This window comes from Thermococcus sp. ES12, from assembly GCF_012027515.1.
Classification (GTDB): Archaea; Methanobacteriota_B; Thermococci; order Thermococcales; family Thermococcaceae; genus Thermococcus; species Thermococcus barossii.
In genome coordinates this window covers 205,774-226,106 of the sequence record NZ_SNUP01000003.1, presented here as the reverse complement: position 1 = coordinate 226,106, position 20,333 = coordinate 205,774, and the positions used below count along the sequence as shown (strand labels likewise).

Sequence of the window (20,333 nt, the reverse complement as noted above, 5' to 3'; positions counted from 1 at the left end):
TCACTCCCCGAGGGTCCCAGACTCCTCCTCGGTGAGCTTCCTTTTTATCGTGCCTACCCTTCTGAGCTTGGACTTGACTGCGAGCTTGCTGGAGTCGATTATGATAACCTCACCGATGCTCTTGACAGCGCTGACCGGAATGAGGAGAAGACCCTCGTGATCGGTGACAAACTCGCTCGTATCGAGATCCTCATCAGGCTCGGCAACTATCACGAGAATGTCTCCAGTTTCCTCATCGAAGCTGAGGTCGTAGACCCAGCCGAGCCTTATACCAGTGTCGGTTATCAGCTCCACGTCCCTAAGCTTGGAGGCTATTATCTTGACCATTTTCGCCACCCCTCGGTTTAATCGTGTAAGTTCTTGGGCACCAACGTATAAAACTTTTTCCAAAGGGAAAAGAAATCAGAAGGTGTAGTAGTCAGGGCCGGCCGCTCTCTTTTCGACCCTCGACTTCCTGCTCTCCTCAAAGTTCCTGTAGTAGTCCATCATGTAGGGCGTTATGCTCGGCTTGACCTTCTTGAGGGCCTCCTCGAAGTCCCGCCTTGAGACCCTGAGCTTTTCAAGGAACTCTTCGCTTTCCTCTTCCACGATTTCCGCTGGAAGTTCGGCCATTATCCTGCGCATCGCCAGCAGGGCCGCTTCCCTCACCAGGGCCTCGATGTCGGCACCGGAGTAGCCTTCGGTCTTCTTCGCAAGCTCGCGGAGGTTTACATCTCCCGCGAGGGGAACCCTTCTGGTGTGCACCTTGAATATCTCCAGCCTGGCCTTCTCGTCCGGCGCTGGCACGAGTATGAGCCTGTCAAACCTGCCGGGTCTCAGTAATGCCGGGTCAAGAATGTCGGGCCTGTTGGTGGCCGCTATTACCACCACGCCGCTGTTGCGCTCTATTCCGTCCATCTCCGTGAGGAGCTGGTTGATGAGCCTGTCCGTGACTCTGCTCATGTCACTTCCCCTGGCTGGAGCGATGGCGTCGATCTCGTCGATGAATATCACCGTCGGAGCCGCCTGGCGAGCTTTGCGGAATATCTCCCTCACGCGCTTCTCGCTCTCGCCAACCCACTTGCTCAGCACCTCCGGCCCGCGGATGCCGATGAAGTTGGCCTCGCTCTCCGTTGCGACGGCCTTTGCCAGTAACGTTTTGCCCGTTCCCGGCGGCCCGTATAGGAGCACTCCCCTCGGTGGCTCTATCCCCAACCGCTGGAAGGCCTTGGGATACTTGAGGGGCCACTCAACGGCCTCCTTGAGTTCCTGCTTTACCTCGTCCAGCCCGCCGACATCCTCCCAGTGGACGTTGGGCATCTCGATGAGAACCTCCCTGAGGGCGCTCGGCTCGACCATCTTCAGCGCCTCGTAGAAGTCGGCCTTCCTCACACGGAGCTGCTGGAGAACCTCCGGTGGGATTCTCTCCTGCTCCGGGCTGATCTTGCCCTCGTTTATGAGCCTTCTCAGAACAACCATCGCCGCCTCTCTCGCGAGGGCCGCGAGGTCCGCTCCAACGAAGCCGTGCGTCTTTTCTGCTATCTCCTCAAGCATTCTGTCTATCAGTCTGCCCCTTACCTCCGGATAAATCTCGCTCTCGCTCTTCAGGGCCTCCTTAACCTCACTGTCGCTCTTAGCGGCCTCGACCTTCTCGATGAGTCTCTCAATCTTCTCCCTCTTGAAGGCCTCCCTCTTGGCCAGCTCCCTGAGAACCTTGAGAACCGTGGCCTTGTCGTAGTCCGGTTCCAGGGGCATTCCCCTGGTGTGTATCTGGAGTATCTCCTTCCTGCCTTTCTTGTCGGGAACGCCGACTTCTATCTCCCTGTCGAATCTACCAGGCCTTCTGAGGGCCGGGTCGAGGGCATCGGGTCTGTTGGTTGCCGCTATGACTATGACCTTGCCCCTGCCCTTGAGGCCGTCCATAAGCGTGAGTAGCTGTGAAACAACCCTCTTCTCGACCTCCCCAACGACCTCCTCCCTCTTCGGGGCTATGGCGTCAATCTCATCTATGAAGATGATGCTCGGTGCGTTCTCCTCGGCGTCCTTGAATATCTCCCTTAACCTTTCCTCGCTCTCCCCGTAGAATTTGCTCATTATCTCTGGACCGTTTATTGCAATGAAATGGGCGTTCGCTTCGTTGGCAACAGCTTTAGCGAGGAGCGTCTTACCCGTCCCGGGCGGTCCGTATAGGAGAACTCCCTTCGGCGGCTCAATGCCAAGGCGCTCGAAGAGCTCGGGGTGCTTGAGCGGAAGTTCGACCATTTCGCGTATCTTCTGAATAGCATCGCTTAGACCGCCGATGTCCTCGTAGGTGACCTCTGGAATGGCCTCCTCGCGGATTTCAACGGCCTGGGGGAGCACCTCGACCTCCGTGTTGTAGGTTATCTGGACTATGCCCCTGGGAACGGTGTTCACGACCACGAACTTGAGCTCTCCGAAGCCTATGGGCATCGTTTCGAAGAGTCCCCTGAGCAGTTCGTCGAAGGGTGAACCCCCGTAGTAGCCGCCCTCGCTCCTGCTGCTTGCAACTATGAGGTCACCTTTGAGGACGGGCCTCCCGAGGAGGTTCTGCTTAACCATGTCCCCCGGTATCTGGATGAAGACGCCCTTTTGAGCCGGCGCCAGCACGACCTTCTTGGCCTCCTGAACCTCCGCTTTGGCAACGGTAACGTAGTCGCCGATGCTCACCCCTGCGTTCCTCCTTATGTAGCCATCCATCCTGATTATGTCGAGTCCCCTGTCGTCTGGATGGGGGTTCGCGACTATCGCGGCGGTGGTTCTCTCCCCAATGAGCTCGACTATGTCTCCGGGCTCGACGCCGAGCTGCTTCTGATACTTTCGGTCAAAGCGAACTATCCCCCTCCCAACGTCTCTCTTAAGGGCCTCGGCAACGCGGAGCTTTATCTTCTCGTACCTCTCCTCGTCCTTTCCAAAAATCATCTTGACCGCCTCCTCTGCTTTTCGATAGCCTCCTCAAGCGTCAGATTGCCCAGGGCCACCTCACGGGCGAGCTTTGAGGATATGGTGATGTTCCCGCTCAGCTCGCGGCTCCGTCTCTTTATGTCATCAATCTCACGCTTCGTAGGCTCTTTCGTCTCTATGAGCTCCCCGATGGGAACCTCCCTCCCCTCACGGAGCCCTATGTTTATGGCAGCCACGATGTCCTGAACCTGGGAGACCTCTATTCCCCCGACCTTGGGGGTAGTCCTCGACTCGTTGACCACGATGATCGGGTAATCGTATCCCAGCAGGTCTGCGAGGGCTTTCAGCATGAGAACCCTCTGCCTCTTGGCCCCGTGTCCGATTTTGATTTTAGCACCGGGGTACTTCTCCAGCAGGTCGAGTATTATTCCAACGTCCCGGGGGCTTTTGAGGTGGTGAACCTCAAGTACGCGGTTGTCGGCAACGACGCTCAGGCCGGGCCTCTCACCGGGGTCAATGGCTATGTACACCCTTTTAAACCTCTCCCTCCCTTCGAGCTTGGCGAGGAGTTCATCTATGAAATTCTCGTTCCTTACGATCACCTTGACCGGAAAATCCACCCCTGGATAGTCCCCCTCGCTCGTCAGGACGACCTCGACATCGAACGGTATCCTATCCCCCACCCTGATGCTGTGGAAGGGTATGCCGTACTCCTTCAGCACCCTTGTGGCCAGGTAGTAAACCCTGGCGTCGCTTGTTACGATGGCCACCCTCATGGTCTCTGATACGTCTCCACAATTAAAAACCTTTCTAACCGTTCTAATCAAAAATTTTGACCGTGAAAGGCTTCGATTCTGTAGAAAAAAGTTTATAAGCCATTATTAGCTATTGGGAAGGGGGATTGGAATGCAGCCTCCTAAGAAAAAGAAGAAGGTCGAGGAGTTTGAGGAGGAAGACCTCTTCGAGGAAGAGGAGGAGTGGGAATTCGAGGAGGACTGGGAGGACGAGGACTGGGAAGAGGAGTGGGAAGAGGAAGACTGGGAGGAAGAAGAGGAGTGGTGAGTTAAACGTTTCCTTTTACGCAACCCATTTATAGAACCGCGCTTTCTTTTCTCCGGTGATAGAATGGCGTTCCTGAAAGTTGTTCCTCTGGAAAAGGCGCTTGAGGTCATAAACTCATTTCCCCTGATGCCGGAAGTAGAAAAAGTTCCCCTGGGGGAGGCCCTTGGCAGGGTTCTTGCGGAGGACGTGGCTTCTCCCATAGATGTTCCCCCCTTCGACAGGGCAACCGTTGACGGCTACGCGGTTCGCGCCGAGGACACCTTCATGGCGAGCGAGAGCGAGCCGGTGAGGCTGAAGGTCGTCGGTGAGGTGAACGCCGGTGACTTTCCCGATTTTGAGCTCAAGCCGGGCGAGAGCGTCTACATCTCCACCGGTGCACCGCTGCCGAAGGGTGCCGACGCGGTGATACAGTTCGAGGACGTGAACAGGGAGGGCGATGAGGTGGTCATCTACAGGCCAGCATATCCTGGTCTCGGCGTCATGAAGGCCGGAGCGGACATTCCGAAGGGCAAACGCCTTCTGGGGAAGGGAACGAGGCTCGGCTTCAAGGAAACCGCCATTCTCTCCGCCGTTGGGATTTTTGAGGTCCCCGTTTTCAGGAAGCCCAAGGTGGCGGTGATAAGCACCGGCAACGAACTCGTCCTCCCGGGGGAGGCGCTAAAACCTGGCCAGATTTACGACATCAACGGTAGAGCAATAGCCGATGCCGTGAGGGAGCTTGGAGGTGAAGCCGTTTTCCTCGGCATAGCAAGGGACGACCGCGAGAGCCTCAAGGCCCTCATCGAGAAGGGAGTCGAGTGTTGCGATGTGGTGATCCTCAGCGGTGGTGCGAGCGGCGGGATAAGGGACCTCACCAGCTCGATAATCGAGGAGCTGGGCGAGGTGAAGGTACACGGCATAGCGATTCAACCTGGAAAGCCGACGATAATCGGTCTAATCAACGGAAAGCCGGTCTTTGGCCTCCCCGGCTACCCCACCAGCTGTCTCACCAACTTCACCCTGCTCGTTGCACCCCTGCTCAGAAAACTCCTCGGCAGGGAGAGCGAGGTCAGGAAGGTGAAGAAAAGGCTCGCCCATAAGGTCTTCTCCGTTAAAGGCAGGCGTCAGTTCCTCCCCGTCAGGATAGAGGGTGAAAAAGCTGTACCGATACTCAAGGGGAGCGGGGCAGTCACGAGCTTCATTGACGCCGATGGCTTCATAGAGGTGCCGGAGAACGTCGAGATACTTGATGCCGGTGAAGGTGTGGAGGTTACGTTCTTCGGCTGAGACCGTCGTTTTTCCAAATCCCCCATCAAAACCTTTTTTAAACTCCTTCACCTTCTCTTCCCAGGTGAAAGGTTATGCTGGACATAAAGCTCATCCGTGAAAATCCCGACTTGGTCAAGGGCGATCTCATAAAGCGCGGGGAGATAGAGAAGCTCAAGTGGATAGACGAAATCCTTGAGCTTGACAGGAAGTGGCGTGAGAACCTGAGGAAGATAAACGCCCTCAGAAAGGAGCGCAACCAGCTGGCGGTGCAGATAGGCAAGCGCAAGAAGGCCGGAGAGCCGATAGATGACCTCCTCGCGAGGAGCAACGAGATAGTGAAGCAGATAGAGGAGCTTGAGAAGGAAGTCGAGGAGCTGAGGAAGAAAATCGACTACTACCTCTGGCGCCTCCCGAACATCACCCACGAGAGCGTTCCCATCGGTAAGGACGACAGCGAGAACGTTCCTATAAGGTTCTGGGGCAAGGCGAGAGTTTGGGAAGGTTTCCTGGAGACGTTCAAGGAGCAGAGCCTTGGCAAGATGGACTACGAGGTTCTCGACTGGAGGCCGAGGCTCCACGTGGACATGCTTGAGCTTTTGAGGGGGGCGGACCTTGAGAGGGCCGCCAAGGTCAGCGGTTCGAGGTTCTACTACCTCATGAACGAGCTCGTCATACTTGATTTGGCACTCCTACGCTTCGCCCTCGACAAGCTTATCGAGAAGGGTTTCGTCCCTGTCATACCGCCGTACATGGTGCGCAGGTTTGTGGAGGAGGGAGTCACCAGCTTTGGTGATTTCGAGGACGTCATATACAAGGTGGAAGGTGAAGACCTCTACCTCATCCCGACGGCCGAGCACCCGCTGGCTGGACTCCACGCCAACGAGATAATCGAGGGGAAGGATTTGCCCCTCCTCTACGTCGGCGTAAGTCCATGCTTCAGGAAGGAGGCCGGAACGGCCGGGAAGGACACCAAGGGAATCTTCAGGGTGCACCAGTTCCACAAGGTCGAGCAGTTCGTCTATTCGAGGCCCGAGGAGAGCTGGGAGTGGCACGAGAAAATTATAGCAAACGCGGAGGAGATTTTCCAGGAGCTGGAGATTCCCTACAGGGTCGTAAACATCTGCACCGGCGACCTCGGCTATGTCGCCGCCAAGAAGTATGACATCGAGGCCTGGATGGCCGGTCAGGGCAAGTTCAGGGAAGTTGTAAGCGCGAGCAACTGCACCGAGTGGCAGGCGAGGCGCTTGAACATCCGCTACCGCGACAAGACCCATGAGAAGCCCAAGTTCGTCCACACGCTCAACTCGACGGCCATAGCCACCTCAAGGGCAATCGTTGCAATCCTTGAAAACTTCCAGACGGAGGAAGGAGTCGTCAAGCTTCCGAAGGCCATCTGGAAGTACACCGGCTTCAAGGAGATTCTGCCAGCGAACATGAAGGAGCGCTGTTGCGAGGGCTGAGGCATTTTTCTTTCCTTCGCTCGTTCACTGCTTGTGGGGGAGTTTTCATGCTGTATGCAGCCTCCTACGGATTTAGAAGTTCCTCCTGGAGGAAACCACCAAGAGGTTTTCGTTCCGGGCCATGTCTTCAAAATCTTCGTCGAGGGTTATTATTCCCTCGAGGTTGTAGAAGAGGGCCGTTGCACCTATCAATGCATCGTTGGGAAGGAGACCGTATTTTTCAATCAACTTTTTGGACAGGGAGAAGACGAACTCATTTGTCTCTAGAAACCGGAACAGTGAGAGGAGCTCGTAAACTGGCTCTTTCGGAACTGTCCTGACCAGCTCGGGCTTTTTCTTCAGTGTCCTGAAGCTTTTGCCGGTTTTAATTTTTAGATACACAAAAATTACCTCGGATGCAACGGTTTCATTTATGTAGCCAATCACGTTCTCCCAACCACAGCCTCAAGGAGGTCTGTGGCCTTTGGATTTCCCTTCAGGTGCTCGATGAGAACCGTTGAATCAACCATAAATCTCTTCATAGAGCTCCACCTTGAGTTCCTTGGCAGATTTCTCAGTTTTCATTATCCCTGCTGTTTGCTTTAGAATCTCCTGCCTTTTCTCGAGTTCCCGGAGGTATGCCCTAACCTTCTTCTCAAACTCCTTTGGAACCTTTACATTAACGGTTTCCACGCTCCCACCTACTCAATCTTCTCGCCGGGGAATATAAAGATTGCTAAACCCCTCCCCTCTCTCTAACCTTTCTCCTCACGTTGGGGTCGCGGTCCGCTATGAGCTTCAGTGCCTCCTCAAAGGTCATCCACTCTGGAACCTCTTCGTTCAGGTAGATGCCGGTCCTCCCAATCGCGTCCCTCCTCGTTAAAACGTGGACGCGCTCGGTGACGATGTCCACGCTCACGCCGAGGGTTCTGGCAACTTCACTCTCACGTCCGACCACTTCCCTCTCGATGTGCCCCCTTTCTGTTGGGATTATTAGAATAAGCTTCTTGTTTACGCCTGGAACGCGCTGCCCCGTCTTCAAGCCCCATAAATCTGTCATTCCTCCCCATTTGTAAAACTCCAGCTCCCTGCCAGTTGGCTCAACCAGGGGAAACGTTACAGTAGTTTCATCGTCTATCTCTATGACCCCCTTTATCAGGTGCCAGGGCGTCGCCATGACTATCTTCCGCCTGCCCACGAGGCCCTCAAGGGCCAGCTCAACTAGGTAGCTCGGAACCCTGTAGGGTATGAAGATGTCCACGTCGCTGTCCTTTCTTACGTCTCCCCTTGCCACGCTGCCGTAGATTTGGGGATCAAAGCTTTCAAGCCTTTCCATGATCGAAAGTGCCTTCTCCCTCTTTTCCCAGAGATAGCGCCATCTTTTGGGGGTATACACGACCTCCCTTTCATCCCAGACGCGAACAACCTTTTCCCTCGGCATCGAGCTAAGCTCGACCGGAACGTTTAAAGCCCTACCGATAGCGTTTTATATAGCCGGAACCAGTTTTGGGTGGTGAAAGAGATGCCAGTGCTTGGGTTCAACATAACCAAGATAGAGCTTGAGAAGGTTACCCTAGCGGTGCCCCAGGGCCAGATAGAGGTCAGGCTCTCCCCCAAGGTCAAGGAGATGCGCCTCGGGGAGATACGCACTCCAACCGGAAAGATGAACGGGATAGAGATACTTTTCAGATACGAGATTGATTACAACCCCAGAATAGCCCAGGGTGCGATTGAGGGCGCGATACTCTACCTCCCGCCCCAGAAGGATAAAATGGACGAGATACTGAACCTCTGGGAAGATGAGAAAAAGATAGACTCCCTAACCTTTGCCGAGGTCGTCAACTTCATAACCAAGGAGGTTTCTCCCATTCTCATGTTAATGGCCAAGGAGATGCGCCTGCCCTACCACATACCGCTTCCCAGGGTTGAAGTCAAGTCCCAGCCTCAGTGATTTCTTTCCCTTCTTCCCTTAATGATATATGCCCTCTGCCTCGTGGATTCTGTTTGCGGCATCTTTGAGGCCTTCTCTCATCATAGCGTTCTCCGCAAGTTCCAGAGCCCGCAGGTAGGCCTTCTTGTTGAAGTAGTACTCAACGGTCTCTATATCCTCCAGAACCTCCTCAGACCCGGTGGACGCCGCGAAGTGCTTGAGAGCGGCTATGCGGACTCTGACGCGGAACCTCAGGTCGCTCTTGGTTTCCAGGACACTCTTGTATGCCTCCATGGCTTCGTTGAGCTTGCCCATGCCTATGAGGGCTTCCGTTAGCTCGGTGAGCTTTTCGGCTGCCATCTCATCGTCGCCTTTACCCCTGTAGGAGCTCACTATCTGGTAGAGCATCCTCGCGGTGTTGAGCCCGATAAGCTTTGCCCTGCTGAAGTTCTTTGCGAGCAGATACGCGTACTGGGCCTTCACGAGGCAGCTGGTCGTCCTATCGAGGTCTCCGTGGGAGTAGGCTATCTTGCTCGCCTTCTCGAAGTTCTTGGCGGCGGTGTCCATCATCTCTATGAAGTGTATGTCGTATCCGAATATTGCCCTGATGAAGCCTGCCAGGCGGTAGAATGCTTCCGCTGCACCTCTGGCGTCACCTTTCTCCAGCCTGCTCTCGGCGATTTGGCCGTAGAGGGTTATCAGTGTCTCGGCAAGCCTTCTGTATGACTCAACGTCGTTTATGGTTCTGTAGTAGCGATAAGCCGCTTCGTATGCTCTTATGGCCATCGGTATATCATCGTTGTCCTGGTAGGAGTTGCCCAGATCCTCGTAGATGGCCGCGAACTCCTCGGCGTACTTCATCAGGTTTTTCTCATCGTTAAGCGTCATGAAAATCTCAAGGACGTTCGAGCAGTACTCATCAAGAATGTCCAGGTCAACTTCGGCCCGGGAGATTTCCTCCTCTATGAGGTCGATATACAGATAGGCGCTCTTCAGGAGGGAGGGGCGGGCCTTCTCAATGGCCTTCGTCTTTTTGAGAAGCACGTATCCCAGGTACTTGTAAAGCCTAGCCGCGTCCTCGGTTTTACCTTCCTCTTCATAACCTTTCGCGGCGCGAAGAACCAATTTTAGCCCGTCCTTGATTCTTCCCTCATTGAGCCTCTTAAAGGCGAGCTGTTCTAGCTCTTCTGGCCCCTCTAGTCCAATGTTCGCTGGCAAATTTCTCACCCCACATGATTCAAGTCCAGGGCTTGCTGGCTAAATTTAAGGGCTCCAGATATTTAAGCGTTGTCTATGCCCAGACTATCCTATAGCCGGCGGCCTTTCTCAGACGGTTCATAACGGCGAATCCAAGGCCCCTCTCCTCGATGCCCTCTGCGATTATGACATCAACGCCCCTCTTATCGAGCTCACGAAGGGCTCTGAAGAGGTTTCTCGCGACTTCTCCCTCACTCCTCCCCAGGTGGAAGAACTCGTCCGCATCGTACTCCTCCGTTGCCATGACCCCAACGCGGAGCCCCTTGGAGCGGTACTCCTCAACGAGCTCGGCTATTTTCATCCTCACGTTCTCACGCCTTCCCTCGACCACTATCACCTGCGCACTGGGCGAGTAGTGCTTGTACTTCATGCCCGGCGAACGGGCGACATCGACGAGCTTTCCCCTCACCGCGGGGTGTATCTCGACCTCACCTATGACCTCCTCGATTTTCTCCAGGGGCAGACCGCCGGGCCTCAGGAGGGTGGGCTTTTCGGAGCTCAGGTCTATCACCGTCGATTCCACTCCTATCCTCGTCTCGCCCCCGTCTATTATGGCCTCGATTTTTCCGTAGAAGTCGTCTATCACGTGCTCCGCCAGCGTTGGGCTGGGCTTCCCGCTTATGTTGGCCGAAGGAGCCGCAATCGGAGTGCTGGCGCGTATCAGGGCGAGCGCTATTGGATGCGCAGGCATCCTGACCGCGACGGTGTCGAGGCCGCCGGTGGTAACCAATGGAACTTCCTCCCTCTTCGGCAGAACCATCGTCAGGGGGCCCGGCCAGAAGCGCTCGGCGAGGAGCTTTGCCTCCTCCGGGACATCCCTCGCCAGCTTTTTCAGGTCGCGGAAATCGGCTATGTGAACTATGAGCGGATTGTCGGCAGGTCTTCCTTTTGCCTCGAATATCCTCTTCACGGCCTTCTCGTTGAGAGCGTCCGCCCCAAGGCCGTAAACAGTCTCCGTGGGGAACGCGACGAGTTTTCCCTCCAGTATGAACCTCGCGGCTATCCTTATCCTCCTCTCGTCCAGCCCATCTCTCATGTTGATTACTACCGTCATTCTCTCACCAAAGATCCACCGAGAGGAGGCCGTTAAAAACGTTATCCAACAACCTCTTCGTAGACCCTCTCGACCTCCCGGGCAACCGCGCTCCACGTGTACAAACCCGCTATCCTCCTTCCAATGGCCCCAGCTTTGGCGTTGAACTTTGGTTTCAGAAGCACCTTGACGGCCTCTACCAGCTCATCAAAGCTCTGGAAGGTCAGTCCGTTCTTCCCTTCGCGTATGAGCTCGGGAATCGCACTCACACGCCTTCCCACGGCGGGAACGCCCAGGCTGTTGGCCTCAAGCACAACCAGCCCAAAGCCTTCCCTCAGGGACGGCAGAACCAGCAGCTTGCTCCGTGCCAGCACTGCATCCACGTCATGGCGGTAGCCGGTGAACTTAACGTTGGAGGGTGCGGTTGCCTGGAGTTTTTTTCGGAGCGGACCCTCGCCAACAACCAAGAACTTTTCGTCCGGAAATTCACGGGCCAGCTCTATGAAGGTCTCCGGGCTTTTGTAGTCCCTGAGAGCGCCGATGAATGTTATGTACTCCCGCTTTCCCCCGGATGAGGGGAGGGACCTAACACCGTTGGGCACTACCCTGACCCTTTCCGCGCCGAGAGATGAGGCCTTCACCGCGAGCCAGTGACTGACGGCTATAATCGCATCGGCCTCAGCGAGGGTTCTCTTGACATAAAACCTGCCCAGGGTCAGCTTCGCCGTGTGCTCCAGGTCGCTGCCATGTGCGGTGACCACCAGGGGCAGTCCTGTTCTTCCTTTTGCGAGAACGGCGGCATAACTGGTTGTTCCAATGAAATGGGCGTGAACCAAATCAAAATCAAATTCTTCGTGCAACCTGCGTATTTTCCTCGCCCCCAGCAGGGCAAACGTTGTCCCCCTGATTCCGTACACCGGGGGGACAGTGACCTGGTGCACCAACCCCGCTTCAAAGGTTCTGGGCTCTATGGGCCCGTACGTGAGAACGTGAACCTCATGACGCTTTCTAAGCTCCCCCACAAGACTGTCCAGGTGATTGGCAACCCCTCCTCCGTGGGGTGGGTAGTGTCCTACCATCAGAATCCGCATTTTGACCGGAGAAAATGGAGAAGGGACGTTAAAAAGGCTTATGGTCTTTTGTGGTTCTTTCCGCCAGGTATTCCGGGCGAGGGCCTCTTGGTCGTCAGCTTGGCGATGGTCTCCTTTATCTCCGGAATCAGCTCGTTGAGGAGAAGGGAGTATTTGCCATCCTTGAGGGCCTCTTTTGCCTGGCTGATCAGGGATTCCAGCTCACTTACGTCGTAGCCCTTCCTCTTGAGGACCTTGGCCATAATCTCGAACTGCTGAATTTCCCTCTGGAGCTGCATGTTCGGCAGACCCTGATAGACGGTTCTCATCTCACGATAGGCCCGGGATATTACGAAATCCGCGTTGAAGCTTGCGACCATGGCCAGCTGGTAGGCTCTGGAATAATCGCCTGAGTTGTACGCGCTCCATGCTAGGTTGAGGGCATTCTTCGCTTCCTCCAGCTTTCTCCGGGCATCGGGCACCCTGAGACCGTCGAGCAGCTCCTCTGCGCGCTCTGTCTTGTTCTGGACGTTGATGAGCAGGGAATGAACCTCCCCTTCAGTGGGGGATCGGGCGAGAGTATCCTCTGTGTAGGAAGCGAAGTGGTTCCTCATCCAGGCATCAATCTCCTCACGATTCAGCGGGAACATCGGCTTTTCCCTTCCGGAATACGTCGCCGCGTACTTAACCTCGGATATGCGCACGAAACGCTCCAGGGCGGCTATCGTAACGTTTTCCCTCCCCTCGTCGGTCAGTATGAGAATCGGTTTTCCCTTGAACTCGTACGGTCTCAACTTCATGGCCTCAAGGTAGCCTTCAATGGCCAGCGCATCGCGCCCGTTGGCTATGACGATGGTTCCTATTTCGTCGAAGGCCTCAGGGAACTCCTCCCCAAGTGCCTGGATCACCACGAAGTTCGTCTCGTACCGGGTTTCGCCGTACCAGCGCTCGTAGGGGATTCCAAACTCGTCAAAATCCTTTGTGTACTCCTCCGGTATTGCCACCGGCCCGCCTATGATTATCACCCTTTCCGGCTCAACACTTAGTATCTCGGCGCTCACAGCGGGGTCGTACGTCCCCCACGGGCTGACTATGAGATGCACCCCGAGGAGGTCGGCCACGTTCTGGGCTATCGCCCAATCCGCCTCGTTGTCGCTGACCAGGATGACCAGCCTGGTGTTTTCAGCGAATGCGCGGGGAAGGGGCACGGCACCCAGGATGAAGATAAGACTCATAAGGATTACAAGGCCCTTTTTACCTATCACGTCTTCTCACCTGCTTTTACCTTGGAAAAAGGCTTATTTAAGCCTTTTTCACGCAATCGTTTGCCCCCGTTCGGAGCCAACAGAAACAGGGGGAGGAAAACCTCCCACCAGACGCCGCAGGATTAACGGACGTTCAAAAACGTTTACTCACGTTTAAAAACCTCTCTAAAAGCTTTTTGAGCGTAGCCGTTCAGGGTCAGGCCTTCACTCTTAGCCAGCTTTTCGAGCAGTTTCTGGGCGTGGCTTCCGTACTGGGCTGCCTTCTTCTCGCGCTCGGCTATCTCCCTTGGCAGGCCGAGTTTGAGGGCCACTTTCCTGAGAATGGCCTTTCTGACGCCGTTCTCAATCTTTGCTGTTACGGGAGTTCTCATAGCGATGGATACGACCGCCAGATCAAGGAACGGCACGCGCCCCTCAACCGAGTTGAGCATGGCTATCTTGTCGTCCCTGGCCAGGTTCCTCTCGCCCATCTCGATTAGGTCTCTCTCCATCAATGCAGGGTCTCTCAGGTACTTGGCGTAACCGCCGAACAGCTCGTCCGCACCCTGACCCGTGAGGAGAAGCTTGCATCCATCACTTCCGGCCAGCTTTGTGGCGAAGTAAATGGGTATGCCTATGGCGAGGTTCATGGCGTTCGGTTCCTCTATGGCGAAAACCACCCTGGGAACTGCCTCCCGGACGTCATCCATGTCAAAAACGTACTCCCTGAGGGGAAGCCCAAGGAGTTCGCTGGCTTTTCTCGCCCACTCAAGGTCTGGACTGCCCTCGGCACCGGCGGTGTACAGGACGACATCGGAGTGGCGGGATACCAGGAGTGCCACCAGCGAGCTGTCCAGTCCCCCCGAGAACAGGACTCCGGTTCTCTTTCCGGTTCGAACCCTCACAGCGTGCCTCAAGATGTTCAAAAGCGCACGCTCTCCGGCATCTGGCCTTAGGGTTGTCCCCCCAAGCTCCGTAAGACTGAAAATCCTCCTTCTCTCTACTCCCCACCGGGAGATTGAGACGAGCTCCCCCGGCTCCACTGGAATAGCGTTCTCCCCTATCGCCCAGAGGACCTTCCTCTCTGAGGCGAAGAAACCATTGGGAGAGTAGTAGAGGGGTCTTACTCCAACTGGGTCGCGGAAGAGGTAAATTCTCTCCCCATCGCTGAAGGCCACCGCGTAGTCCCCTTCGAGCATATTCATGGCCCTTCTCACGGCTTCCTCCACGCTCAGTCCCTTCCCCAGAAGGCTCTCAATCAGCCGGAGGATTACCTCGCTGTCGATGTCCGTCTCAAAGGAGACGCCCTTTCCCTCCAGATATGCCCGTAGATGGGCGTGGTTGTATATCTCTCCGTTGTGGACGAGGGCGAGGTCATTGTAGAAAGGCTGGGTAAACGATTTGGAGCCGGTTATCGCCAGCCTGCATTGTAGAAGGCCTATCCTTCCGTCGGGAATCTCTGAAACCCGCGAGAAATCGTCGGATTTGAACACCCCCTGCTCGGTCCACACACCGAAGGAGTCCTCTCCCCTGTGCTTTCCGGCCATTATCATTCTCACGAACCTTTCCCTTAATCCCTCACCGATTCCTCCCGCTATCAGACACATGCTCCCACCACATGAAGTTGGAGTACGATGCCAAAAGGCTTCTTCATTATCCCTTGAAAGAGTTTCCATAACCTTCGCGGGAAACTGAAAACCCGCTCAAAAACGACGTATCGCGCTGAACTACGTCAGGTCACCGCAGGTGCAGTAGTGCTCGTATGCGAGGGTCTCAAGGTCATCGAAGCCCTCCCCTGTCTTGGATGAGAGGTAGAGGACTCTGGTTGGGGGCGCCAGCTCCGGAAAAACCAGGCACATCCTGTGGGCGAGAAGTCCCTGAGTGGATGGTTCCAGCCGGAGTCTGGCGGTGAGGTACTCGATATCGTCCAGGTACCGTCTGTATTCATCGATGTTGCTCACTGTGTCAACCTTGCTCATCGCCGGTACGGTTGTTGTTCCGAGGCGCAGTTCTATCATCAGTCCGAAGAAGCGAGCGAAGCAGAAGTCAGCGGGCTTCCGCAGTATGTCTGGGCTGAACAGATAAACCGTGAGTGGCTCGGGGAGGTTCTCCATCAACCGGACGCCGAAGTCGTGGAAGAGGAACGTCTCCATCTGGCCGGGGGTGTCCAGGAGAACGTAGTCGCTCCTCCCGTTCAGCTTCATAATTGAGGAAATGTACTCAGAAACCCGCGGAAGGAGCCTGTCGTAGCTCTCCACTATGGCCCCGTTGGGACCGTAGCCTTCTTCCATAATCTCCCAGGCGGTCACATCGTCCCTAACGTCGAGGTCGGGCTTGTATGGCAATCTCTTCGCACCCGTATCCAGGTTGACGTACGAGACTCTGTAACCGTTCCCCTCAAGGTATTCCCCAAACGCCCTCGTCAGGGTGGTCTTTCCGCTTCCGGCGGTGCCCACGAACGTCAGTATCATCTCATCACCCTGGCTTTGAGGCCGGATATTCTGGATATCCTCTCAGCCAGCTCCATGAAGGCCTTCGCACCCTCGGAGTCGGGTTTGTATTCCACAACGGGGACGCCCTCAAGGGTCGCCTCCCTCACCGCGGGATCCTCCGGGATGACGGCAAGAAGGGGCAGTTCCATTACTTCCTCGGCCACCTCCGGCGGGATTTCCGTCTCGCTTCGTCCGTAACGATTCAGAACAAAGCCCAGAATTGCCAGGCCGGCCTTCCTTAAAACCATCCCCACCTTCATCGTATCGGTAACGCACGAGATTTCAGGGTTCGTGACAAGAAGAACCTCCTCTCCGCTCAGCATGGCGTTCATGGCGTCCATCTGAAGGCCCGCAGGAGAGTCTATGACAACGAAATCGAACTTATCCTTCAGCTTCTTTATCGTCTCGGGGAGCTTCCTGGGGTCGGCCCGTATGACGTGCTCCCAGTCTATTGATGCGGGAACGAGGTGAACGTTCTCGTAGGCAGTCGCGTATATTGCATCGCTTATGGTTGCCCTTCCAGCGAGAACATCGTGAAGGGTAGTGTAAGCATCGTCTATTCCCATCACAAGACTCAGGTTGGCCATGGTGAGGTCGGCATCAACGGCGCAGACGTGATAGTTCATCTTTCCGAGGGCGATGGCGAGGTTAGCCGTCGTTGTGGTCTTTCCCGTGCCTCCCTTGCCTGAGGCTATGGATATCAGCCTACCCATTGTCCCACCCATTTATTTTTCGGCTAAACCTTTATGAACCTTTAGCTGTAGCACCCCTTTGGAGTAACATAATCGAAGGAGAGTTTCGAATCTTCTGAGGTGAGAGAGATGAGGATGTTTGTTGCCGATACGAGCGTGATTGTTGACGGCAGGCTTACGCAGTTCCTCGCGGGTGTCGAGGGCGAGGTTAAGGTCATCATCCCGGAGGCAGTCATAGCGGAAATAGAGCACCAAGCCAACGAGGGGAAAGCGATAGGTCATGTGGGCCTTGAGGAACTCAAAAAGCTCCGTGAAATGGCCAACGAGGGCAGGATCGTTCTTGAGTTTCGCGGGGAGAGGCCCGAGCTCTGGCAGATAAAGAGGGCCAAGTCAGGGGAGATAGACAACATGGTCAGGGAGATAGCCAGAGAGCTCGGAGCCACACTGATAACCGGCGACCAGGTGCAGAGGGACATCGCAATAGCCAAGGGCATAGAGGTTATTTATTTGACCGCCCGGAAGGAGGTAAAGCACCGCCTTGAGGACTTCTTCGACGAGACCACGATGAGCGTCCACCTGAAGGCTGGCCTCAGACCCCTCGCGAAGAAGGGCCGTCCGGGGGAGTGGAGGCTCGTTCAGGTTCGCGATGAGATTCTGACCGACGGGGAGCTGGAGGAGATAGCGGACGATATAGTCGAGAGGGCGAAGAGAGACCCGGAGAGCTTCATAGAGCTCGACGAGCCCGGAGCTACCGTCGTTCAGCTCAGGAACTACCGTATTGTCATAGCCAAACCTCCCTTCGCGGACAGGATAGAGATCACCGCCGTGAGGCCGGTCAAGAAGCTCAGCATAGAGGATTACGAGCTGAGCGAGAAGCTCATGGAGAGACTCAAGGACAAGGCCGAGGGAATACTCATCGCTGGAGCACCGGGAGAGGGTAAGACAACCTTTGCCCAGGCTTTAGCGGAGTGGTACGCGGGGATGGGCAGGATAGTGAAGACCATGGAAAAGCCGCGCGACCTGCAGGTCGGGGAGGAGATAACACAGTACACTGCCTTAAACGGCAGAATGGAGAAGACCGGCGACATACTCCTCCTCGTCAGGCCGGACTACACGATATTCGACGAGATGAGGAAGACGAGCGACTTCAAGATATACGCCGATTTAAGGCTCGCTGGGGTTGGAATGGTCGGTGTGGTTCACGCGACCAAGCCTATCGACGCGGTGCAGAGGTTCATAGGAAGGGTCGAGCTTGGAATGATACCGCAGATAGTTGACACGGTGATCTTCATCAAGGCCGGCCGCGTTGCCAAGGTTCTCACGCTCGAATACCTCGTCAAGGTGCCGAGCGGCATGAGGGAGGAGGATTTGGCGAGGCCCGTCATAGAGGTCAGGGACTTCGAAACTGGCGAGCTGGAGTACGAGATTTACACCTACGGCGAGGAGATAAGCGTCGTTCCGGTCAAGAGAGAGGAGAAGGCTCCGGCATTAAGGCTCGCCGAGAAGAGGCTCAAGCAGGAGATAAAGAAGTTCCTGCCCGACGTTTATGCCGAGGTCGAGATAGTCAGCCCGCACAAGGCGGTCATTTATGCAGATGAGTTCGACATTCCGGCCATAATCGGCAAGAAGGGCAAGCGCATAACCGAGCTGGAGAAGAGGATAGGGATAAGCATAGACGTCAAGAGCTTCGCCGAGAGGGAGGCGGAGAGGCCGAAGGAGAAGATACCCGTCGAGGTTGAGGAGAAGAAGAAAACGATAGTCCTTAGAGTTTCCCCGGACTACGCCAAGAAGCCCCTCAAGTTCTACGGCGGCGAACAGTATGTCTTCACCGCAACGCCAAGCAAGAAGGGCCTCGTTAAGGTGAGCAAAAACACGCCCATAGGCAAGGAGCTCAAGAGGCTCATCGAGGCGGGGATACCGATATGGGCGACCGCCTGACCTGCTGACTTCGAAAACCTTTTATAGTTTGATTTCTTCTTTTATTTGGTGGTAAGCTTGGGCGCCGCCGACATCATAGCCATCATCGGGGCAGTCTTTTTCATCCTCCTGATACTCGTCCCCTTCATCCCAGGCGCCCCAGGAGTGGTGCCCCTCATAATCAAGTTGCTACCCCTGCTCCTTCTTCTGGCACTCATGGTCAAGACGTGGGAGATCAGCGATGACATCAGAAGCCTGAAGAGAGAGCTCGAGGCATTGAAGAAGGGAATGGAGGGAGGGGAGGGTGGAGAAGAGGCATGACGCCCTTGAGGCCGTTGGGGCGATTGTGGTCGGACTCGGGCTGGTATTGATGTTCGCAACGTATGGAGCCGGCCTTTTTGCCGGGGCCCTCCTGATGGGAATCGGCCTCGTCGTCTGGAAGATGGGTGAGATGCGGAGGGAGTTCAACGGGAAGCTCGAATCCCTGAGGATGGAGCTGGAATCTCTAAAGGGCCAGGGGGATGCCGCGGATGGCTGACCTCTCCGCCCGGGGATTTGCCGTGATAGTCCTTTCAATCCTCGCACTCGTGTATCCGGTGGGATGGTTTTTTGCCCTGATGATGGTGCTTCTCTTTGTTGTCGTTGGCTGGACGATGCTGAGGATAGTCGATGAACTGGGTGAACTGAACTCGGAGGTGCGGGAACTGCGGCGCGAGATAAAGGCTCTGAGGAGAAGGGTTGAGGTGGATGGCTGAGATGAGGCTCGTAAGGGATCTCTCCGTGCTCTTTGCGGTGCTGACATCGCTTGCGTTGGTACTCTGGGTCCGGCCGGAGAAGAGGGCTGATGCAGCCTTTCTCCTGGCAATAGCTTTCGTCGTTCTGATGTTCCTGCTGCTGGCGTTCGTGCGGGAAGTCGAGCGTCTGGAATCCAGAGTTATCGAGCTTGAATCTCACCTGAAAAAGCTTGAGGGACAGAGGGGTGATGGTGATGGTTTGGAAAGATAAGGTCTTTTGGTCCCTGGCTATCGGGGGGTTGGTTGTCTACCTCTCCGTGTTCCTGGTCGGCCCAAAGGCTCTGGTGGTTGGGAGTGTTCTATGGATACTCGCTCTCGTGTATTTGGCCGCTTCAAGCATCGAGAAGTGGGCTAAGTGCAGAAAAGAAACCACATGAGGGCTCCGCTGCGAGGGTACTCATCACGCCTCAGCTAGCGAAATTGTCTTCATCGCCGGGTTAAGTCCTCGCAAGATTTTTTAACCCTTTCCGAAAGGAGAGACCATGCTGGTTCTTGCATCGGCTTCACCCAGAAGGCGCGAGATACTCGCCAGGTTCATCGAAGACTTCGAGGTAGTGCCGAGCAGGGCCAGTGAGGAGTGCCACCTGAGGGACCCGGAGGATTATGCAGTTGAACTCGCCAGGAGGAAGGCACGGGAGGTCTACAACCGCGTCGGCGGGACAGTCATCGGGGCCGACACTGTGGTTTCGATAAATGGTCACATCCTCGGCAAGCCGAAAAGCGAAGAGCACGCCTTCAGGATGCTGAAGATGCTCAGCGGCAGGGTTCACCTCGTAACCACCGGCTACTGCATCATCCACCGGGGGAGAGAACACTGCGGGGCTGCCGTCACAGAGGTCAAGTTCCGTGAGCTGGACGATGGGCTCATACGGGAGTACATCGGAACCGGTGAACCGATGGACAAGGCCGGAGCCTACGGCATACAGGGCAAAGCGGGCATCTTCGTTGAGTGGATTCGGGGTGATTATTACAACGTCGTCGGCTTCCCGCTTGAGATTGTTTGGAAGCTGAGGGAGCTTGGATTTCGGGTTATGTAGCGGCTATCACGCTGTTCTATCCCCATTTTCGGTATTGGAGGATGGGACACGAGTTTAATGAAAACTCTGCCCTTTGAGGCTCCTGGAAGCTGATTTCTTCTCTCCTAAATTTGTAACCAATGGTAACACTCCTGCCACAATTTTAAAACGAAATTCTTTCGGAAAGTGGTCATGGGAGAGCAGAGGGCCCCAAGCAACCTGCACCCTGTTGAGAGTG

Annotated in this window: 24 protein-coding genes; 11 read left to right on the top strand and 13 right to left on the bottom strand. The window is 55.5% G+C overall.

The features are described from left to right. The 3 genes from E3E37_RS09060 to E3E37_RS09050 form a co-directional block, all read right to left on the bottom strand. Positions 1–327 carry a PRC-barrel domain-containing protein gene (locus E3E37_RS09060; RefSeq protein WP_088864988.1) on the bottom strand — a complete coding sequence of 109 codons (327 nt, stop codon included), beginning with the start codon at positions 325–327 and terminating at the stop codon, positions 1–3. A 75-nt stretch (positions 328–402) separates the two neighbouring features. Continuing rightward, positions 403–2,919 carry a CDC48 family AAA ATPase gene (locus E3E37_RS09055; RefSeq protein WP_167716724.1) on the bottom strand — a complete coding sequence of 839 codons (2,517 nt, stop codon included), beginning with the start codon at positions 2,917–2,919 and terminating at the stop codon, positions 403–405. Next, positions 2,916–3,677, bottom strand: coding sequence for a hypothetical protein (locus E3E37_RS09050; protein WP_167716722.1), 762 nt, complete (start codon positions 3,675–3,677; stop codon positions 2,916–2,918). Before E3E37_RS09050 ends, E3E37_RS09055 begins: the two co-directional genes overlap by 4 nt. A 130-nt stretch (positions 3,678–3,807) precedes the next feature. Between E3E37_RS09050 and E3E37_RS09045 the strand changes: the two genes are divergently transcribed. The 3 genes from E3E37_RS09045 (at position 3,808) to serS (ending at position 6,671) form a co-directional block, all read left to right on the top strand. Next, positions 3,808–3,963 (top strand): hypothetical protein, encoded by a 156-nt coding sequence (locus E3E37_RS09045; protein ID WP_167716720.1) that lies wholly within the window; start codon positions 3,808–3,810, stop codon positions 3,961–3,963. A 63-nt stretch (positions 3,964–4,026) separates the two neighbouring features. Beyond that, a complete protein-coding gene (glp, locus tag E3E37_RS09040; RefSeq protein WP_167716718.1) occupies positions 4,027–5,229 on the top strand; it encodes a gephyrin-like molybdotransferase Glp in 1,203 nt (400 codons plus the stop codon). Between the two features lie 74 nt (positions 5,230–5,303). After that, complete coding sequence (gene serS, locus E3E37_RS09035) at positions 5,304–6,671, top strand: serine--tRNA ligase (protein WP_088864984.1); 1,368 nt, start codon at positions 5,304–5,306, stop codon at positions 6,669–6,671. Between the two features lie 72 nt (positions 6,672–6,743). Here serS and E3E37_RS11675 read toward each other — a convergent pair whose 3' ends face one another. From E3E37_RS11675 to E3E37_RS09020, 3 genes are all read right to left on the bottom strand, one after another. Continuing rightward, positions 6,744–7,097, bottom strand: coding sequence for a type II toxin-antitoxin system VapC family toxin (locus E3E37_RS11675; RefSeq protein ID WP_371731711.1), 354 nt, complete (start codon positions 7,095–7,097; stop codon positions 6,744–6,746). A 75-nt stretch (positions 7,098–7,172) separates the two neighbouring features. Beyond that, a complete protein-coding gene (locus E3E37_RS09025) occupies positions 7,173–7,343 on the bottom strand; it encodes a hypothetical protein (RefSeq protein WP_167716716.1) in 171 nt (56 codons plus the stop codon). A 43-nt stretch (positions 7,344–7,386) separates the two neighbouring features. Continuing rightward, entirely contained in the window at positions 7,387–8,091 is a 705-nt protein-coding gene (locus E3E37_RS09020) for a nucleotidyltransferase domain-containing protein (RefSeq protein WP_167716715.1), read from the bottom strand. 81 nt (positions 8,092–8,172) lie between these two features. On the opposite strand from E3E37_RS09020, the gene E3E37_RS09015 reads away from it, so the two are divergent. Then, the gene (locus E3E37_RS09015; RefSeq protein ID WP_167716877.1) at positions 8,173–8,601 is read left to right on the top strand and encodes a hypothetical protein; all 429 of its coding nucleotides are present in this window, start codon (positions 8,173–8,175) and stop codon (positions 8,599–8,601) included. An 18-nt stretch (positions 8,602–8,619) separates the two neighbouring features. On the opposite strand, the gene E3E37_RS09010 is transcribed toward E3E37_RS09015, so the two are convergent. The 7 genes from E3E37_RS09010 to minD form a co-directional block, all read right to left on the bottom strand. Next, positions 8,620–9,807 (bottom strand): hypothetical protein, encoded by a 1,188-nt coding sequence (locus tag E3E37_RS09010; protein ID WP_371731710.1) that lies wholly within the window; start codon positions 9,805–9,807, stop codon positions 8,620–8,622. A gap of 64 nt (positions 9,808–9,871) precedes the next feature. Continuing rightward, positions 9,872–10,891, bottom strand: coding sequence for an L-threonylcarbamoyladenylate synthase (locus tag E3E37_RS09005; RefSeq protein ID WP_167716714.1), 1,020 nt, complete (start codon positions 10,889–10,891; stop codon positions 9,872–9,874). Positions 10,892–10,932: 41 nt separating this feature from the next. After that, the gene (locus E3E37_RS09000; RefSeq protein WP_167716713.1) at positions 10,933–11,961 is read right to left on the bottom strand and encodes a glycosyltransferase family 4 protein; all 1,029 of its coding nucleotides are present in this window, start codon (positions 11,959–11,961) and stop codon (positions 10,933–10,935) included. Positions 11,962–11,999: 38 nt separating this feature from the next. After that, positions 12,000–13,205: a cell wall-binding repeat-containing protein gene (locus E3E37_RS08995; protein WP_371731709.1), complete on the bottom strand. Its 1,206-nt coding sequence runs from the start codon at positions 13,203–13,205 to the stop codon at positions 12,000–12,002. A 143-nt stretch (positions 13,206–13,348) separates the two neighbouring features. Next, positions 13,349–14,791: an asparagine synthase-related protein gene (locus E3E37_RS08990; protein ID WP_167716712.1), complete on the bottom strand. Its 1,443-nt coding sequence runs from the start codon at positions 14,789–14,791 to the stop codon at positions 13,349–13,351. 120 nt (positions 14,792–14,911) lie between these two features. Then, positions 14,912–15,655: an ATP/GTP-binding protein gene (locus E3E37_RS08985; protein WP_167716711.1), complete on the bottom strand. Its 744-nt coding sequence runs from the start codon at positions 15,653–15,655 to the stop codon at positions 14,912–14,914. Next, positions 15,652–16,389: a cell division ATPase MinD gene (gene minD, locus E3E37_RS08980; RefSeq protein WP_088864977.1), complete on the bottom strand. Its 738-nt coding sequence runs from the start codon at positions 16,387–16,389 to the stop codon at positions 15,652–15,654. Before minD ends, E3E37_RS08985 begins: the two co-directional genes overlap by 4 nt. A gap of 108 nt (positions 16,390–16,497) precedes the next feature. Between minD and E3E37_RS08975 the strand changes: the two genes are divergently transcribed. The 7 genes from E3E37_RS08975 (at position 16,498) to E3E37_RS08945 (ending at position 20,116) form a co-directional block, all read left to right on the top strand. Then, positions 16,498–18,306, top strand: a complete 1,809-nt coding sequence (locus E3E37_RS08975; protein ID WP_167716710.1) for a PINc/VapC family ATPase — start codon at positions 16,498–16,500, stop codon at positions 18,304–18,306. A gap of 48 nt (positions 18,307–18,354) precedes the next feature. After that, positions 18,355–18,606, top strand: coding sequence for a hypothetical protein (locus E3E37_RS08970; RefSeq protein ID WP_167716708.1), 252 nt, complete (start codon positions 18,355–18,357; stop codon positions 18,604–18,606). Further along, positions 18,590–18,823, top strand: a complete 234-nt coding sequence (locus E3E37_RS08965; protein ID WP_167716706.1) for a hypothetical protein — start codon at positions 18,590–18,592, stop codon at positions 18,821–18,823. Before E3E37_RS08970 ends, E3E37_RS08965 begins: the two co-directional genes overlap by 17 nt. Continuing rightward, a complete protein-coding gene (locus tag E3E37_RS08960) occupies positions 18,807–19,040 on the top strand; it encodes a hypothetical protein (protein ID WP_167716704.1) in 234 nt (77 codons plus the stop codon). The genes E3E37_RS08965 and E3E37_RS08960 overlap by 17 nt, the downstream gene beginning before the upstream one ends. After that, on the top strand, positions 19,033–19,290 hold the full coding sequence (locus E3E37_RS08955; protein ID WP_157723235.1) for a hypothetical protein: 258 nt from the start codon (positions 19,033–19,035) through the stop codon (positions 19,288–19,290). The genes E3E37_RS08960 and E3E37_RS08955 overlap by 8 nt, the downstream gene beginning before the upstream one ends. Continuing rightward, a complete protein-coding gene (locus E3E37_RS08950) occupies positions 19,274–19,456 on the top strand; it encodes a hypothetical protein (RefSeq protein WP_088864971.1) in 183 nt (60 codons plus the stop codon). Before E3E37_RS08955 ends, E3E37_RS08950 begins: the two co-directional genes overlap by 17 nt. Positions 19,457–19,561: 105 nt before the next feature. Continuing rightward, positions 19,562–20,116 (top strand): Maf-like protein, encoded by a 555-nt coding sequence (locus E3E37_RS08945; RefSeq protein WP_167716702.1) that lies wholly within the window; start codon positions 19,562–19,564, stop codon positions 20,114–20,116. Positions 20,117–20,333: the final 217 nt, after the last annotated feature.

Bases quoted from the DNA above. Each gene is read 5' to 3' on its own strand.
- E3E37_RS09060 (WP_088864988.1), bottom strand. From the start codon at position 327: ATGGTCAAGATAATAGCCTCCAAGCTTAGGGACGTGGAGCTGATAACC.
- E3E37_RS09055 (WP_167716724.1), bottom strand. From the start codon at position 2,919: ATGATTTTTGGAAAGGACGAGGAGAGGTACGAGAAGATAAAGCTCCGC.
- E3E37_RS09050 (WP_167716722.1), bottom strand. From the start codon at position 3,677: ATGAGGGTGGCCATCGTAACAAGCGACGCCAGGGTTTACTACCTGGCC.
- E3E37_RS09045 (WP_167716720.1), top strand. From the start codon at position 3,808: ATGCAGCCTCCTAAGAAAAAGAAGAAGGTCGAGGAGTTTGAGGAGGAA.
- glp (WP_167716718.1), top strand. From the start codon at position 4,027: ATGGCGTTCCTGAAAGTTGTTCCTCTGGAAAAGGCGCTTGAGGTCATA.
- serS (WP_088864984.1), top strand. From the start codon at position 5,304: ATGCTGGACATAAAGCTCATCCGTGAAAATCCCGACTTGGTCAAGGGC.
- E3E37_RS09020 (WP_167716715.1), bottom strand. From the start codon at position 8,091: ATGCCGAGGGAAAAGGTTGTTCGCGTCTGGGATGAAAGGGAGGTCGTG.
- E3E37_RS09015 (WP_167716877.1), top strand. From the start codon at position 8,173: ATGCCAGTGCTTGGGTTCAACATAACCAAGATAGAGCTTGAGAAGGTT.
- E3E37_RS09005 (WP_167716714.1), bottom strand. From the start codon at position 10,891: ATGACGGTAGTAATCAACATGAGAGATGGGCTGGACGAGAGGAGGATA.
- E3E37_RS09000 (WP_167716713.1), bottom strand. From the start codon at position 11,961: ATGCGGATTCTGATGGTAGGACACTACCCACCCCACGGAGGAGGGGTT.
- E3E37_RS08990 (WP_167716712.1), bottom strand. From the start codon at position 14,791: ATGTGTCTGATAGCGGGAGGAATCGGTGAGGGATTAAGGGAAAGGTTC.
- E3E37_RS08985 (WP_167716711.1), bottom strand. From the start codon at position 15,655: ATGATACTGACGTTCGTGGGCACCGCCGGAAGCGGAAAGACCACCCTG.
- minD (WP_088864977.1), bottom strand. From the start codon at position 16,389: ATGGGTAGGCTGATATCCATAGCCTCAGGCAAGGGAGGCACGGGAAAG.
- E3E37_RS08975 (WP_167716710.1), top strand. From the start codon at position 16,498: ATGAGGATGTTTGTTGCCGATACGAGCGTGATTGTTGACGGCAGGCTT.
- E3E37_RS08960 (WP_167716704.1), top strand. From the start codon at position 18,807: ATGCCGCGGATGGCTGACCTCTCCGCCCGGGGATTTGCCGTGATAGTC.
- E3E37_RS08955 (WP_157723235.1), top strand. From the start codon at position 19,033: ATGGCTGAGATGAGGCTCGTAAGGGATCTCTCCGTGCTCTTTGCGGTG.
- E3E37_RS08950 (WP_088864971.1), top strand. From the start codon at position 19,274: ATGGTTTGGAAAGATAAGGTCTTTTGGTCCCTGGCTATCGGGGGGTTG.
- E3E37_RS08945 (WP_167716702.1), top strand. From the start codon at position 19,562: ATGCTGGTTCTTGCATCGGCTTCACCCAGAAGGCGCGAGATACTCGCC.